Origin of the sequence: Sphingomonas vulcanisoli (genome assembly GCF_011761305.1) — a bacterium.
Lineage (GTDB): Bacteria > Pseudomonadota > Alphaproteobacteria > Sphingomonadales > Sphingomonadaceae > Sphingomonas_I > Sphingomonas_I vulcanisoli.
Genome location: NZ_JAAOZC010000002.1, coordinates 38,324 through 53,049, shown reverse-complemented (window position 1 = coordinate 53,049; position 14,726 = coordinate 38,324). Strand labels below are relative to the sequence as shown.

Sequence of the window (14,726 nt, the reverse complement as noted above, 5' to 3'; positions counted from 1 at the left end):
GGGTTGGGGGTCGGGAAAATTAGGCCGCGGCCGCGGAGAAGTGCTGCCACCAGGGAGTGCCCGGGAGGAAGCTTTCGCTGCGCCGATTCCAGCCGGGCAGAAAGATCAGGTCCGGATCGTGCGGACCTTCGTTGGTCGCGATGTCATGATCCCAGGCTTCGCGGAGCGCGCACCACCGGCGCGCAGCGCCTTCTTCGCCGAGCTTTGCAAGCCAGGCAGCGAACTTCCGGACGGTCTCGCCGCCGGAGCTGATCACGCCGTCTACGCCGGCACCGAGCTCGGCCTGCAGGCGGCGGATCGTCGAGCCGGTGCCTGAGCCCCAGCATTTGTCGAGGATGGACGGGGTGACCCGATTCCACGCGAGATAGCGGAGGCCTGGACCGTTGAAGAAGAGCGTCATGCCAATGTCGATGGCGATCGGCAGCGTGATCGCCATCATATCGGTGCGCGTCACCTTGATCGCCGCGGCCAAAGGCGCGCCCTTGGCGATGCGGTACTGGACCAGCGCATAGGCGGTGACGCCGCGCATGCTCCCGACCAGCACGCCCATCCCGCGACGCTGCGGCAAGCGTGCCGTGAAGCGCGCCGGATCATAATAATTGCCGTTGTCGGCGGGCTGCAACGAAAGCAGACCTTCGAAGCCGCCAACATAGCCCGCGATCACCTGTGGAGGCGTCAGCATGGATCATTCCCTCGATTTTGATTTTTCGAAAGCGGCGCGGCCCGGAGGCCTGCGGGGTCGTGTGCTCAGACTTGGTCGATCACCGGGTGCCGCGGTGCAGGCTCGTCGTCGCGGAGTGGCTTCAGCGGGTGCGACGCGGCGATGTCATTCAGGAGCGCGGCATATGCGGCGATCGCGCGCGTGCCGGCGGCGAAGTCGTCCATCCCGGCGATCACCGCCCGCACCTCGGCCTCATCGCCTTGGCGCGACACTTCGCACCTCGCGGATGCTCTGGACGACCTCGTCGAAACGGTCGTTGATATTGCGATCGATCCGATCGAGCGTCTCCCTCAAGGCGACGTCGTTCGCCTCGAGGCGCACCATCCGGACGCCGGCATCCTCGCGGAACCGCTCGAGCGCATCGATGCGGCCGCGCTCGGTGCCGAGCTTCTGCGCGACGTCGGCGGTATCGCGCCTCACGTCGGCGATGTCCCGCTTGACGTCCCGGTTCATCAAACGGTGGATCAGGGCCGCGAGCGCGGCGATCGCGAGAATGGCGGCAGCTATGCCGCCGATCGCGAGGATCGCTTCCGTCGCCCCGATAGAGGATTGCGGCTGGACCAGTGTCATTGCCTGGGTCGCAGGGGGCACGGATTCGGGCGCCAGCCCGGTTGATCGGCCAGGCGGAATGGTCTTGTTCATGGTGGCGATCCCCCCGGATCAGTTGGTGGTCAGCGTGGATCGTCGATCGCGTCGCGCGCTCGGCTCATCGCCTCGGCCGCAACGATCGCGCGGCGGCAGTGCCCCGGCGCCGCAGGGCTGGCGCCCCACAGCTCCATGAAGCGGTTGACGATCGGCTCGGCGATCAGCGCCCAGCAATGCCCCTTGATTGCCATGCGGCCGATCTTGCTGCTGATCGTCTCCTGCGCGCTCGGCTCCTCGCCGCCCCGGCAAACGTACTTCGGGATTGCAAGGGAGACGTATGCGAGCTGGTCGAGCGCAACTAGCCAAGCGTGGATGCCGCGCTGGACGCGGACGAGAGCCGCGATCACGCGGGCCAGCCCGTCGTGATGTCGATATCGTCCAGCGCGATATGATCTTCGGCGCCGTTGATCCGCGTATCGAGGGTCTCTTCGTTGGCGAAGCAGAGTTGCCAGTGCGCCGCGATCGTGCCGCCGTAACCGACAAGATCGGTGAGGGTCATTGTCTGGAAGTCGCCGACGCCGAACTTCCACTGGATCGTCGCGCTTCCCTGACCGGTCGCTTGCAACAGCACCACGGTCTCGGCGATGCGGCTGGCGGTGGTGTCGCTGGCATCGATCGAGGAGCGCGATCCGAATGCGCAGGTCTGCATCTTCGTCCAGCGGAGCGCTGCGAGATCGGCCAGCATCCGCTCCTTGCGGTTCGCCAGCGACTGGCTGGGGAAGTTCGCGCGAATGGCCGCTGTCAGGTCGGCCTGCGTTGCATCGGCGGCAACGGTGGCGACGACGCTGCCATCGACGATCAGGGACCGCGAGCCATCTTCTTCGGTTCGGATATTCTCACTGTGAGCGACGTCATCCATGTTCGAACTCCTTTACTGGACGGTGAACACGACGAGGGCAGAGTGATTGAAGCGGCGCGATATCGAGCTTGCCGTTGCAGGGAGGCCGCTCGCATAGGTCTGCGGCTGTGTCCAACCCGTGGCTTGCGCCGAGCCAGCGAAGAGCGTGGACACGCTGTTGGTTCCAATGAAAGATTGGACGAGCTGCTCGGCATCCGACGCTGCCAAGGAGGTCATCGTCGGCGTCGCGTTGAAAAGAACTGCCGTCCAGTACAGGCCGGGCGCCAGTGTGATGGCTGGCATCGTTCCAGTCAGGGTTGCTGCGTTGGTCGTATCGACCGGGGTTGTCACCTCGCCTAGCTTGGTGAGCGGCCCGTTCTGCGTGGGGTCATTCGAGTAAAGACCGATCCGCGCGTTCCCAGCAGCACCCGTGGCGACGCTGACAGTCAGGGCGTTGATCGTGACCGTGCTGTAAATGACCAGCGGCGTATAATAAACTACGTTCGTGGTGCCAGTGAAGGTCGTGATCGCGCCCGGCTGGCGGTACGACAACCCCGAGAGGTAGGTTGGGTTGCTGGGTGAGACGTACACCAGCGTGCCGTTGACGTAGGTCTCCGCTGCAACCGGTTGCCCGATCAAGCCGAGGAGCGCGAACAGCGCAAGGATGTGCTTACGCATGTGGTTCACTCCGCAAAGGCTGAGTTGGCGATCATGGCGGTCTGCGCGGTGCCCCCGTTCACCACGCGGCAGCGGTTGTACGCCGTGGTGATGAGGTCGCTGACCATGCCCGAGGTCTGACCCGTCGTGCCGGGGATGGCCACGCTGGACAGGAAGCCCCAGTTGGTGCCGTCGATGCTGATGTCATGGTACAGCGTCACCGGGCCGACGAGGTTGGCTACCGAGCAGACGAAGCGGTTCCAAACCTGTGCTACACCGGATGCTGCGCCCGTGCTCTTCGTGCCACCCGTGCCCGTCGTGTTCGCCGCGAGCGTCGGCGAGATGTTCCCCGCCTCGCCGTTGTAGAGGTTGCGCAGCACGTTGCCGATGGTGCTGGTGCCAGTCCCGACCGTCGTGGAAATCGACGACGCCGAGAGGGGGACGACAGACCGCAGGAAGCCGGTCGCGCTGACCGTTCCCGCCGAATAGACAGAGACATTGATGCGAAGGAACTTCGCATAGCTGGGGCAGTAGTACGTGATGGGCGCAGCGGTGATGCTGGCGGTGACGCCACCACCCAGCGACTGGAAGCAGACGTTATTCGTCCAGTTGCCGTCGAGCCCGGTCGTGCTGTCGTTCGACGCGCCAACAGTAATGGTGTTGCCGGTGCCGACGCTGGTCATCTGCACCGTCATGCCAGCGTAGCCAGTCATGTTCTGGAAGAGCAGGTTGCCCGTCGACGTGAGCGACGTCGTGGTGACGGGCGCCATGTCCTGCGCGACAACCTGGTCGCTCTTCGTGGCGCCGGTGCCGGGCGTGCCGTTGGGGGCCGCCTGGGTCGCGCCGACCGCAGCAGTGGTGGCATCCTGCTTCGTTCCCGTGCTCGGGTCGGTCGCGGTGCTGGCGATGTAGAGCGGCCGACTGGAAGCACCGCCGAGACCGGTGCCGTCGAGGTAGACCGAGCCTATGAGGTTGGTGCCGGCCGGGGTCGGCGCGGCAAGGTCAGAATGAAGCGTATTCAGCTTGGCCGCAATGCTGGCGAGCGTCGCTTCGGTCGCCGGCTGCGCGGCCAAGTTTGCCGACGAGGGCGCAGACGAGAGGATCATGCCCGACGTCAAATCCAGCCAATAGGCCGCCGTTACCGCACTTGTAGCGGGATTGGTGGCAACAACGTGCTCGATCTGGTCGCCGGATCCGTACCCCGTGCCGCTCGCCGTGGCGACAAATTGGGTTCGGCTTATGGCCGTCGAAGATCCGCCACTGCTGGAACAGCCGCTGTCGCACTGCACGTGCGTTGGATTGCCGGCAACGCCCTTTTCGGAGCCCGAACTGTCAACCGACACCGCACCCGATGACGGCACGTTGGCGCCGGCGGCGTTCTTCACCTGGGGAAGTACCACAATGTCAGCAAGCGCGGGCGCGCAGGCAAAGATAACGGACAGCGCAAGCGCTGTCCGGGCGAGCATCTTCATGTTGAAAGCTCCTAAGGTAGGGATGTTATTACGCGGCGGCCACGTCGACGAGAAAGCCGCGGCGGCGCGCTTCATCGCGCACGATCAGGAACTGCTCGTAGCGGACGTTCATCAGGAACATCGGCTGGCCGGCACCGTCCGTTTTCTGCTGGCTAACCGTGATCGTCTTAGAAACGGTCTGGCGGCGTTTGATCGGGATGAGGTGGGGTTGGGCAGGAACGGCTGGCACCGCCTCGCGAACGAGCACGGCCTCGCCTTCATCGTCCTGAAGGTAATAGGCGGGAAGGGCTGGCTTTCCCGGTAGCATCAGCGGGTTGCCGTCCGAGTCGTGAGCCTGCACCCAGTCGGTTACCGGGCGAGGCTCGGTCGTGGTGGCTTTGACCTGCGTCAGCTTGCCGTCGATCATCTCCCAGGATTCATGCTCGACCTCGACGATCTCGATAACATCCTCCTCAACCTCGACGATCTCGGTGACATCCTCCTTCCACGGATCCCAGCCGATGAGGCTGTATTTTGTCGGGTCCAGGCCTTGGGCTGTCAGGGCTGCCTCAAGTTCCTGGGCAATGACGCCCGTGCTCCAGCGCGCTCCGTCCTCGCCCTTTTCCTCAATAGCAGCCTTGTACTTGAAGACGTGCAGCGGGGTTGCGGCGACGGCCCGGCACAGCGCGTCCGGAATGTCGCCGACGTCGGTCTTGATCCTCTCGTCCGAGGTGACGATCGGGTTGTTCGCCAAATAGATATTGTTGGCGCGGTTCGACGGGCTGCCGATGTTGATGACTGCGTCGACATCGAAGCCGAGGGTGTTGTTCTCCATGTTGAGTCCAGCGCGGTGCACCGTTCCCGCATCGTTGGCGGTCTCGAAATAGCCCGACCCGCGCGTGCTGCCTTCCTTGCGCATCACCACAGCGGCGATTGCGTAGGGCGTCGAGCCTGCGATCTGGAAACCGTTCAGCCGACCGAGCTCGTCGCCGGTCGACGTATCGACCCCCGCGCCATGGTAGCGCTGGAAGTTTATCGGATAGGCGCTGCTGGTCGAGCGCGAGATGAAATTCGCCTGAAGCCCCGAGATGCCGGCGATGGGTCCGTTGGGATCGCGCCAGTTGATCGCATATTGCCCTGCCAACGAGAGCGCTTCGTTATAGGAAGGATCTAGTGACCCGTCGGCAATGACCCAGCCGGTGCGCGCCGTCATGCCAACAGTCGTGGGCACGCTGGTGATGAGCGTGCTGACGAAAGACGAGCCCGCGACATCGCTGCGGCCGGTCGACGTCCACGTGCATGAACTAACGCCTGCCGGGATCGCATTGTACGGAGTCGTCTTAGGGCCCGCAAACGTGCTGACGGCTGCGAACTCGGCGCCCGGCGCATAGCTGCTGGAATCAGTGATCGTCACTTCGCCGTAGATCGAGTGGACGTTTCGAGTGACTGGACCATCCGCGATTCCGAAGAAAAAGCCGCCTGCGGTGCTGTCCGAGCCTGGATTGCCGGTGCCGCCATAGCTCGAGAAGGAAAAGCCAGTGACGCCTACGCCCGCCGTAGGGTGCCCAAACACCGCCTGCCCGACGCTTTCGGAGGCCGATCGGATCGCCTCCAGCCCACCAAGCTTGCCCGCCTGGATGCGCCGCGATGGGCCGCCGAGCGCCCACGACATGGTGATGCTGTTGACGTTCAGGTCGGTGTAAATGGAGCTGTTGCTCGACCCGATGGAGAACTTGACGGCGCTGCCCAGCGTGAAATTCCATGCGACGGCCGCGGGATCATACGCGAGTACTGTACCGGCCGCGGCGGTCCACGTGGGGCTCGTCCCGCCTACCAGGCCCATGTAGTTGGTGGAGGCGCCAAAGAACGTCCGGCCAGCGAACGTCCAATCCGTGTACGTCTCGCCTCCGCTTGCGCCGATCGAGACCTTGATGGTTCCACCGATCGTGAAGTTCCATGCGTGCGCCGTTGGATCGTATGCCAGTACAGACCCCGATGCCACCGTCCAGGTCGGGCTGGTCCCTCCGACAAGCGACATATAATTGGCAGACGAGCCGAAGTACGCGCGCCCACCAAAAGTCCAGTCGGTGTAGGTTTCTCCCGAGACCGCACCGATCGAGACCAGCAAAGTGCTGCCGACTGCGAAATTCCACGCTCCTGCGGTGTCGTCATACGTGACGAAAGCCCCGGGCGATGCCGTCCACGTCGCATGACCCGCTACGAGTGACATGTAGTTGCTCGACGCGCCGAACATGGTCTTGCCGCCGACCATCCAGTCGCCCGAAACAGTGTCGCCCGCCTTATTTGCCGGGGTGAAGCCGATCGTCGACTGCTTGCCCGCCAACGCCATGGCGACGGCGGTCGAAATCGGCTTGCTGACGTCGGAGGTATTGTCGACATTGTTGAGTCCGACGTCGGACTTCTCGAGCGTGATGGCGCCTGATCGACCGGCAACGGATTGAACCGGAGCTGCGGCGGAAGCCCCCGCCGCGTTCACAAAGGCAGCGGGGTTCGCTGCGTCATAGGGTTCGAAGCCAAGTACGTCCGAAACCGCGACCGGGCCGGGCGCACCCCCTGACCCAGCGGGCCTGCCGAGGATCGTCCCCGCCGCGAGCGTCGCCAGCGTGATCTTGCCGGTCGTCGAATTGTACGCAACCCCCGTGTCGGCTGAGAGCGCCGCGCGCGCGCCAGCCTGCGAGACGAACCCGGACGGGTTTGCCGCATTATACGGCGTGAAGGTTAGCGCGCCTTCGACGATCGCCGCGTCGATCTGATCGAGGATGAACTGTCCCAGATCGTCAGCGGAGATCGAGACCGTCTCACCACTGGCAAAGCCCAGCAACAGATCAGCACTTATCAGCGCCCTTCCCGGACGCGGATAGGATGGGATTATCGACACCGCTCAGAGACCGATCGCGATGTAGTTGAACGTCGTTCCAGACCCTGCCGCAGCACCGGTCGAGAGCACCGCCGAATGGATCGTCATACCCGTCGTCGAGTAATTTCCTGTGGCATGGGAGACCGTCGGCACGCCGTTTGAGCGGTTGGTCGCCAACGAGCACAGATGCGCGCTTGTGAACGCCTGGTCGAACGTAACTGCCTGATTGCCCGAGCTATCGGCGTGTGTGCCGTTGCCCCAGTTGATGGTCAGCGATTGCGTGCCGATGGGAATCTTGATGTGTCCATTGGCGGCCAGATTGCCGGTGACGGATTCCAGGATCAGGTTGAGGATGGCATCCCGGACCTGCGTTCGAATCGTCTTCGACGGCGTCCCGCCCCCTGCGATGACGACCGCGATCAGCTCCATCATGACCGAATTCAGGAAATCTGCTGGAACGATCGTTCCCTGCTGACCGCCGACGGGATCGCCGTCGGTGAAATAGCCGGAAGTTCCAGCTGCAGCGGGCGCGGGTAGAGAGCCGGCCGCAGATGGCACGTCGATCTGATACATTGTGGGGCTCCGTCAGGCGGCGAAAAGGATGTTCGTATGTCCAGGCGCGATGCGCCGAAGTTCGCATTCCAAAGCGGCGCGGCCGGAAGCGGCCGAGCTTAGCGGATTGCCCGCGCGGCTGATCCCGGCTCTGAAGGCGGCGGCGGCGGCACTGCTGTCGCCGGACACCACCGTTACCAGCCATGTGAAGATCCATGGCTCGCCGGCGAGTGGCGTTCCGCAGCGTCCGGCGCCGACGCGAAAGGGACCGTATTCTGTGATTTCGATCACGAAACCGAGCAGCGCGGCGAAGGCGATATACCATGCGGCCGATTGGCCGCCGTTGCCGACAAACCTGGCCGTCACCTGCTGCTGACGCTGCTGGATGGTAGGATTTGGGCCAAGGCAGGGGTCCGGCAGTCCCAGCGTGTCTTCCCATTCGGGGAGCAAATCGACGCTGCTCGGCGGAAAGATGTCCGCGAGAAGCGCAATCGCGTCACCGTCGAGACGCTCCATGCTGCGCGCCAGCGCATGCCGGACATAGGCTTGCGTCGATCCGGGGTCGGTGGGCCAGACCCGGCCCCTCGGCATCAGCGCACCGAGGGCTGCCGCATAGTCGTCGACTGAATAGAGCGCCGTCATGGGAAGGTAACGGTACCCAGGATGGGGAGGTGTCCCGGGTCCGACGTGATGTTGCCCGCCGCGCCTGGCGAGACGGCGCCGTGACTAGCGGTGATGCTCGTGATGACAAATCCGGCGGCGGCCGGGATGGCCGCGATCGCGAGTTCGATCACCGAGATGTTCGTCTCGCCACCAGGCACGGCATTGAACCGAAGCGACGCGATGATGGCTGCTTGGACTGCCCCCTTCGTCGCGGTGGACGCGCCGGATAAGCCGGAGACCGCTATGTCGATAATGTTGGGCTCTGGTGCAACCGCGTAAACGAGGGCGGTCACCGGACGGAGCGGGTATAGCGCGTTCGCAACGGTCAATTGGTCGCCAGTCGCAGGCGTGTCCCGAACCTCATCGACGGCCACGCCGTTACTACCCTGCGGAAAGCCCGTGTGCGTAGCTTCGGTCACGTCCATCATGAAATAGACGGTGACCGTGCCGGCACCCATAAGGTTGCCGCGCGCCCAGGCTCGTGTCACGCCTGGAACGTCGAGCGCCCAGCCCTCATAGTCGGATAGGGCGCCGCCTTGAGGGGGTGATGCATAGCGGCGCAGCATCCGGCTCCGCAAAGAATCATCTGCTTCGACGTCCGCGCCGCCGGTGAACGCTGTTCCCGTCTGGCCGGTGGAGCTGATGCTGGCGATACCGATGCCGAGCGTGACCGCCGCGCCGACGGACCCGTTTCCATTTGCACCAGCGTCGACTGCCGTGAGCATGGCGGTTGCGATGCCTAACGAGACCGTCGCGTCTGCAAGAGTCGTGAAGGCGACGCCATCGGCGCGCGTCACGAGCGTTCCAGCTGGTATGGTCGCCCCGTTGGTGCCGCTGAACGTAGCGCTACCCTTGGATGGCGAAGCCGGCTTGCGGGTGATACCTTTGAGCGCCGCCCAGGCTTCCAGATACTCGTCGGTCGCGGTGAATGGCGTGCTCTGGAGCGCAATCCAATCGAGATAGCCGTAGAGGCCGTTCAGCCCGGCTGCCTGGACATTCCCCATGATGCCAAGGTTGGAATAGCGCAGCAGGCCGCCCGATGATGGGAGATCAGCCTCGATATCGGACGCGACCTGCTTGCGAAGGTCTGAGAGCGTCTGGCGCTGAAATGGCATCAGACGATCTCCTTCCATGCCCAGGAAAAGTTAAGACTGGCCGTAGTGCCGTTGGCGCGGGTCACGACGACTCGGGCGCCGAGTGTCTGGGCCTTCATCCACTGGGTCATAACATCGACCGCCGCTGCGATTCCGTCGTCGAGCAGCCATTGTAGGGCCGTCTCGATGTCATTCTTGACCTGGGCGAGCACCAGGTCGGTTTGCTTCGATCGCATCCGCAGCCATATTTTGGAGCCGATCGGTCGATCTTCGCTCAAGTCGCCCCACCAGCCACGAGGGTCGCCGGATGTGTCCGGGATTGCATCATCTGCGGAGGCGGCCGCGTCCGTGAAAAGGCTGATTAGAATTGCGGTCCCGAGGTCGTTGCCGACCACCAGATCACCGCCGCCGGCAAGCAGCCCGTCGTTGATTGCGTTACCTAGCTCGTCGAGGACCGATGAGCCGGTCTCATCAATGATGATGTCGGCCACGACGTTCGTTAGATACCAGTCGCCGATGCCCTGCGAAGGGCTCCAGATGGTCGAAATGTCGGCCATGGCAGCCCCTAGACAGAGTGGTCGGTGGTGCCCGTCGAACTGCCGCCGCCGGCGACGCCCGGATGCTTGTGCACGTCATAGGCGTCCCTCAGCCCGTTCAGGCTCACGCGCACGCCATCGGCCCGACTGACCAGATCACCCGTAATCTCAAGTAAATCGCATTCGATCCTGACTTTCGAGGCGTTGCGGATCGTTACCTGCAATCCGGCCGCGTCGATCGTGGTGCCGTCCTCGGCCAGCGTGAGCAGCTGGCGACGCACATCGTAGAGGCCGCTGTCGCCGGGCTTGTTTCCGGTTGGCCGCGAGGGTTGGTGATTGGAGCCGATCGCGATAGTCTGCGTCCTGTCGCCGGCGGGTGCCGCGAGCAGCAATTCCGCTTCCAGGGGAGGGACGCTGAGCAGGCCGAACTGACCGATGTAAGGAACCTTGTCGATGATGCGCTGACCGCCAAAAGCCCCGAGGTCACCTTCGAAAGCCTGCATGCGCTGGATCACGCCATCATCATCGACCAGCTTCAGCCGGCCGACCCGCAGCAGCGTAAGAAGTCGGTCGATCATGGAGAGGGCGCAATATCGGATAGGTTTACTGGCTGGAGAACGAGCGGCTCAGGCGTGAACGCCGTAGGCGGCAGCAACAGCAGGTCTGCGTGTGTGCCATCTTCGCCGCGCCTAAAGGAAACCTCTGAAATACAAAGCGGCGAGCTTCCATCTGGAAGGCCGGGCAATGCGACAGGTGCCAAAGTGTTCGGCATCCACAATGCTCCGGCTTTATCACGCCACGAATCGACTGTCGCGCTGACCGTCGTTCCCCGTCCTTGGCGGCGCGATCGCTCCCACCGTGCCTTGCTGATGGTGAAGGCCTGCGGGTCGGTAGCGACCTGCTCCATCACGAGGTACATCCGGCGGTGGCGCGGCACCCCGGAGTCGGTCTCCGTATCGAAGAAAAACCCCGCGCCGCCGATGTCGAGTAGAAGATCCTGCGAAAGCAGGGCGCAGACGTATTCGGAATATCGCTGGTCCATCGATAGCTGAACAGTCGCCGCCTCGGCATTCCCGCCGTAGACGATCCCGCTCGCCGCCGTCGACGCTCCGACCCGACCGAGCACAAGCCGGCCTTTGCCGTCCTCATAGGCGAGAAGACCTGCGGCGCGGCAAACCCGCTGAATGATGTCGGCGCCGGTTTCTCCATAGGTCAGGAGAAATTGTGGCACCTGTGGGCCCGGGTCCGCGCCCGCCGCCATTACGACATTGACGCCATAAGCGCTGGCGAGCTTTGTCGCGATTTCCAGTGCGTTGGCGCCCGAAATCTGGCCACCGGGCCATTCTGCCGCGCAATCGACCAGATCCTGTGTCTTGCCGCGCCCTTGGACCCGGATGACATGCGCTTCTGGCCCGACGCTGACCGCAACGCGATCGATATAGCCTGTGATGACCGTGTCCCCGCCGAGCGCGACCTGGCACGCATCGCCCGGTCTTACGATTTCCGAGGCGCCCGTCGCCGGGTCTCGTGACGAAAGGTTGATGTCAAAACTCGGCGGAAAGCCTTCAGCCAGAAGGCGAACGGAAATGTCCTCCCAACCGGAGAGCGTCCGACCGTTAGCGGTCAGAGTGAGATCGTCGGTCATGCCGCGAGAGCGGTCATGGTGGTCGGCAAGAAAAGCGGGTGCTGCGCCTTGGTCTCGGCGATCAGCTGATCAGCGCGCGCCGCGTCCCCATAAAAGCGCTGTGCCAGATGGAGGGCAGGCGAGGGCATCGCTACGGCGAAGATCCGCACCCGAGCGAGTTGAGCGCCGCGCGCGCGAAGATCCTGAACAGACTGTACGCGGAGTGCCCGGAGCGCATTGAAGCTGGCATCGTCACCATTATCCGCTGCGGCGGTTGCGAGGTCATCGAGTGTCGCGCTGATTGTTGTGAGAATATTGAATGCGTCCTCGTAGCTGCTTGGCTGGTAAAGGCCGCCCGCTTTGGCGAGCGCCGTGCCTACCGCTCGCCGGAATGCCGTCACAATCGCCCCACCGGTCGCGCTTTGCGCCTCGCTGATCGTGGGATCGAAGGCCAGCAACCCGGTCAGCAGCCGAATAGCGTCCGCAGGGTCGGCGCAAGCAGCCAAGAGAGCGTCGACCAGCGCCGAAATGGCCCCCGCGATGTCGCTATATGTCGTCGTCTCGCCCACCGTCTCGATGGCCGACTGCACCGCCGCGGCTGCGGCGCCAACGGCCACGCGCCTAGCAGAGGCATCGGCAATCAGCGATGCGATGTCCGTGCTGCCGGCGTAGCTGTTGCTGGCAAGATAGCCGCTGTTCGCGCCCGCCGCGTAGCGCCCATTGTCGCCGGGCAGGAAGGCGGTGAGCTTGATCAGCGATGTGGCATCGGTCGCCGCCGCAGAAATCTGATCCGCCAACACCGCGCTGGTCGCCGCAGAATCGGAATTCTGTCCAAGTGCGCCCGACGCCAGAACAGCGGCACGGACGAGGTCGACCGCCAGGGCGACTTTGCTGAGAGTCGCCGCACTGAGCAGACCCGATCCGGAGCTCAGTAGCGACGGAAACGACTTCTTGCCGCTCTCGACGAATTCCACGTCAACGCGCGACATGCGCCCGGCGCCGAGGTCCTGCCCCATGCTGAAGTTGCGTACGGAGACGTTCAAAACGCCGAGCGATGGGTGCGTTAAAGTCCCCGGACCCGCCTTTTCCAACGCCGCGAGCAAGAGCAGGCGTTGCAGCTGGATCGGGCCACCGAGAAAGACCACATCGCCATCGACGATGAAGCCGCGAAACCTAAAGACACGAGGTGCCCGACCCATGTCCTCGGCCCAGGGTACGTCTCGGCCGGGATAGGTATGCAACGCGATGCGCCGGCCGCCGCCTGTCTCGTCTTGCTCGACAGCGAAGGGAGCGCCACGGAATGATGCCGGGAGCAGGCCGTTGGCGAGGAGGCTCATGCTTAATTCACCATCGCATGGCTGACCGCCGGAGCTGACCCGTGCCCGGCAGTCGTCTTAATCTTCGTGCCTGGGGGGAGGCCGCGTGCATCGATCTCAACCTTGACCGGAATATGGTCGTATTGCCCTAGGTTCTTGGAATGGATCTGGCGCTTCAGGGCAGTGCCATAATGCGGGTCGGTAGCGTACACGCCGGTTAGGGCGTCAGCGAAGCCGTCGTCGCTGCCGGCGGCACGTGCTCGAGCGTAGCGCCGCCCCTGAAGAAGCCTTGCATGCTCGTCGAAAGCCTCATCGAGCGAGGCAAACTTTCGAAATTTCGCGTTGATGTAGTAAGATCGGCCAGCCCGATCGACCTCGCGGGTGCGGGCCATCACGAAGGGCTGGCCGGGAAGTGCCTTGATTCCGAACGGGTTGTTCGAGCCCGCGGGCATGTGGCGGCCCCAACCGCTTTCAACACCGTACTGGCTCAGCGAGATAGCGGCCGGGATACCGCGCCTCAGCTCGGCCGCCTGCGCCGCGCCGATGGCCATCTGGCTGATGCCGGTCGCGAACTTGGTCGCAGCGCGCTCGATAGCAGCACCACCCTGCTTGATTTCGGCTGCAGCCGGCGCAAATGCGTGCTTCACTACGCCGCTGAAGTTCTCGGTCCCTGAAATGATACTGCGTCCACCACTTATAGTCGCATCGAGCGCACCTTCACCGGCCGAGGCCGTCGCCGCTCCGGCGCGTGCAATGCCTCGCTCGGCCATTTGAGAAACGGTCGCTTCTTTGCCCTGAATGCGCTTCGCCGTCTCGATCTCGCCGGGTGTAAGTATATTGGCAGTGCTTTCAGCATCCTTCATGCTGGCGGTGAGCGCGGGGCCGCCCTGCGTGAACGCAGGCAAGGCCGTCTCCGGGATACCGAGGATGCGGGCCGCCGTGCGCCGACCCGAACTGTTCTGCCGCGCGATCGCATCGGAGATCGTCGGGAGCATTGCGCCCGTATTGACCGTTCCGTCCGAGTTGAGCTGCATCTTGATGCCGAGACGGCTCAGCAACGCGACCGCATCGTTATTTCGACCATAGCGGGCATCGTTAAGGGTCTGCGATAGCCCGCCCACCGCGCTGGTGGCCGTCCCCTTATCGACGCCCTGGCGTTCCGCGGCAGCGTTGAATTCCTGCAAAGCCTTGGAGGCCACGCCGATGATATCGGCCGTACGCCCGATCGACGCCGCGCCCTTGGCCCACCCGTCCGCCAACTTGAACGCCGCATACCCCGCCGCCGCCAGCACGCCGACAGTCGCCGCACCCGCGACACCTACCGCGCCGAGCGCGCCCTCGAGCACTCCGCCCGCCGCCGCGGCCTCGCCCATGCCGCCGCCGGCAGCCGAGGCCGCCTCGCGGACAGCGCCCAGGCGGTTGCTCAGCCCGGATGTGACCGAGCGCCCGCCGAATATGCGCGCGCTGGCCTGCTCGACCTGTCCGAAAGTGCGCAGGACTCCGCGCGAGCTGCGCGAGGCGGTGTCCTGTAGTTCCTTGGCGGACCGCTTGTTGACCGAGGATAGGTGTTTCGGAATGGTGCCAAGGCGCTTCTCGGCCGACTTAACACCCTTTGCGGTTTGATCGTCCGCGGTGATCGCGATGCCGAATTTCGCGTTGGAAGCGCTCATATCGATCGCCTCCCAGCTAGAATTCGGACCAGTCGATCCATGCGTTCAAGAGCGACCAGGGACGCATTGCCACTTCATCGG

Annotated in this window: 16 protein-coding genes; all 16 read right to left on the bottom strand. The window is 64.0% G+C overall.

Annotation, left to right across the window (positions count from 1 at the left end):
• Positions 1-19: 19 nt before the first annotated feature.
• Entirely contained in the window at positions 20-682 is a 663-nt protein-coding gene (locus FHS31_RS04245) for a hypothetical protein (protein WP_167072138.1), read from the bottom strand.
• A 65-nt stretch (positions 683-747) separates the two neighbouring features.
• Complete coding sequence (locus FHS31_RS04240; RefSeq protein WP_167072137.1) at positions 748-933, bottom strand: hypothetical protein; 186 nt, start codon at positions 931-933, stop codon at positions 748-750.
• A complete protein-coding gene (locus FHS31_RS04235; protein ID WP_167072136.1) occupies positions 914-1,363 on the bottom strand; it encodes a hypothetical protein in 450 nt (149 codons plus the stop codon). The genes FHS31_RS04240 and FHS31_RS04235 overlap by 20 nt, the downstream gene beginning before the upstream one ends.
• A gap of 29 nt (positions 1,364-1,392) precedes the next feature.
• On the bottom strand, positions 1,393-1,713 hold the full coding sequence (locus FHS31_RS04230) for a hypothetical protein (protein WP_167072135.1): 321 nt from the start codon (positions 1,711-1,713) through the stop codon (positions 1,393-1,395).
• Positions 1,710-2,225 carry a DUF4376 domain-containing protein gene (locus tag FHS31_RS04225; RefSeq protein ID WP_167072134.1) on the bottom strand — a complete coding sequence of 172 codons (516 nt, stop codon included), beginning with the start codon at positions 2,223-2,225 and terminating at the stop codon, positions 1,710-1,712. Before FHS31_RS04225 ends, FHS31_RS04230 begins: the two co-directional genes overlap by 4 nt.
• 12 nt (positions 2,226-2,237) lie before the next feature.
• Positions 2,238-2,882: a hypothetical protein gene (locus FHS31_RS04220; protein ID WP_167072133.1), complete on the bottom strand. Its 645-nt coding sequence runs from the start codon at positions 2,880-2,882 to the stop codon at positions 2,238-2,240.
• 5 nt (positions 2,883-2,887) lie between these two features.
• Positions 2,888-4,333, bottom strand: a complete 1,446-nt coding sequence (locus FHS31_RS04215) for a hypothetical protein (protein WP_167072132.1) — start codon at positions 4,331-4,333, stop codon at positions 2,888-2,890.
• A gap of 28 nt (positions 4,334-4,361) precedes the next feature.
• Positions 4,362-7,154 (bottom strand): tail fiber domain-containing protein, encoded by a 2,793-nt coding sequence (locus FHS31_RS04210; RefSeq protein WP_167072131.1) that lies wholly within the window; start codon positions 7,152-7,154, stop codon positions 4,362-4,364.
• Between the two features lie 60 nt (positions 7,155-7,214).
• Positions 7,215-7,763: a gp53-like domain-containing protein gene (locus tag FHS31_RS04205; protein WP_167072130.1), complete on the bottom strand. Its 549-nt coding sequence runs from the start codon at positions 7,761-7,763 to the stop codon at positions 7,215-7,217.
• 12 nt (positions 7,764-7,775) lie between these two features.
• Positions 7,776-8,384, bottom strand: coding sequence for a YmfQ family protein (locus FHS31_RS04200; RefSeq protein ID WP_167072129.1), 609 nt, complete (start codon positions 8,382-8,384; stop codon positions 7,776-7,778).
• Positions 8,381-9,520, bottom strand: coding sequence for a baseplate J/gp47 family protein (locus FHS31_RS04195; RefSeq protein ID WP_167072128.1), 1,140 nt, complete (start codon positions 9,518-9,520; stop codon positions 8,381-8,383). The genes FHS31_RS04200 and FHS31_RS04195 overlap by 4 nt, the downstream gene beginning before the upstream one ends.
• Positions 9,520-10,056, bottom strand: a complete 537-nt coding sequence (locus FHS31_RS04190) for a phage GP46 family protein (RefSeq protein ID WP_167072127.1) — start codon at positions 10,054-10,056, stop codon at positions 9,520-9,522. Before FHS31_RS04190 ends, FHS31_RS04195 begins: the two co-directional genes overlap by 1 nt.
• A gap of 8 nt (positions 10,057-10,064) precedes the next feature.
• The gene (locus tag FHS31_RS04185; RefSeq protein ID WP_167072126.1) at positions 10,065-10,613 is read right to left on the bottom strand and encodes a phage baseplate assembly protein domain-containing protein; all 549 of its coding nucleotides are present in this window, start codon (positions 10,611-10,613) and stop codon (positions 10,065-10,067) included.
• Complete coding sequence (locus FHS31_RS04180) at positions 10,610-11,680, bottom strand: phage baseplate assembly protein (RefSeq protein ID WP_167072125.1); 1,071 nt, start codon at positions 11,678-11,680, stop codon at positions 10,610-10,612. Before FHS31_RS04180 ends, FHS31_RS04185 begins: the two co-directional genes overlap by 4 nt.
• Positions 11,677-12,996: a DNA circularization protein gene (locus tag FHS31_RS04175; protein ID WP_167072124.1), complete on the bottom strand. Its 1,320-nt coding sequence runs from the start codon at positions 12,994-12,996 to the stop codon at positions 11,677-11,679. The genes FHS31_RS04180 and FHS31_RS04175 overlap by 4 nt, the downstream gene beginning before the upstream one ends.
• Positions 12,997-12,998: 2 nt before the next feature.
• Positions 12,999-14,645, bottom strand: a complete 1,647-nt coding sequence (locus FHS31_RS04170) for a glycoside hydrolase family 73 protein (protein WP_167072123.1) — start codon at positions 14,643-14,645, stop codon at positions 12,999-13,001.
• Between the last annotated feature and the right edge of the window lie 81 nt (positions 14,646-14,726).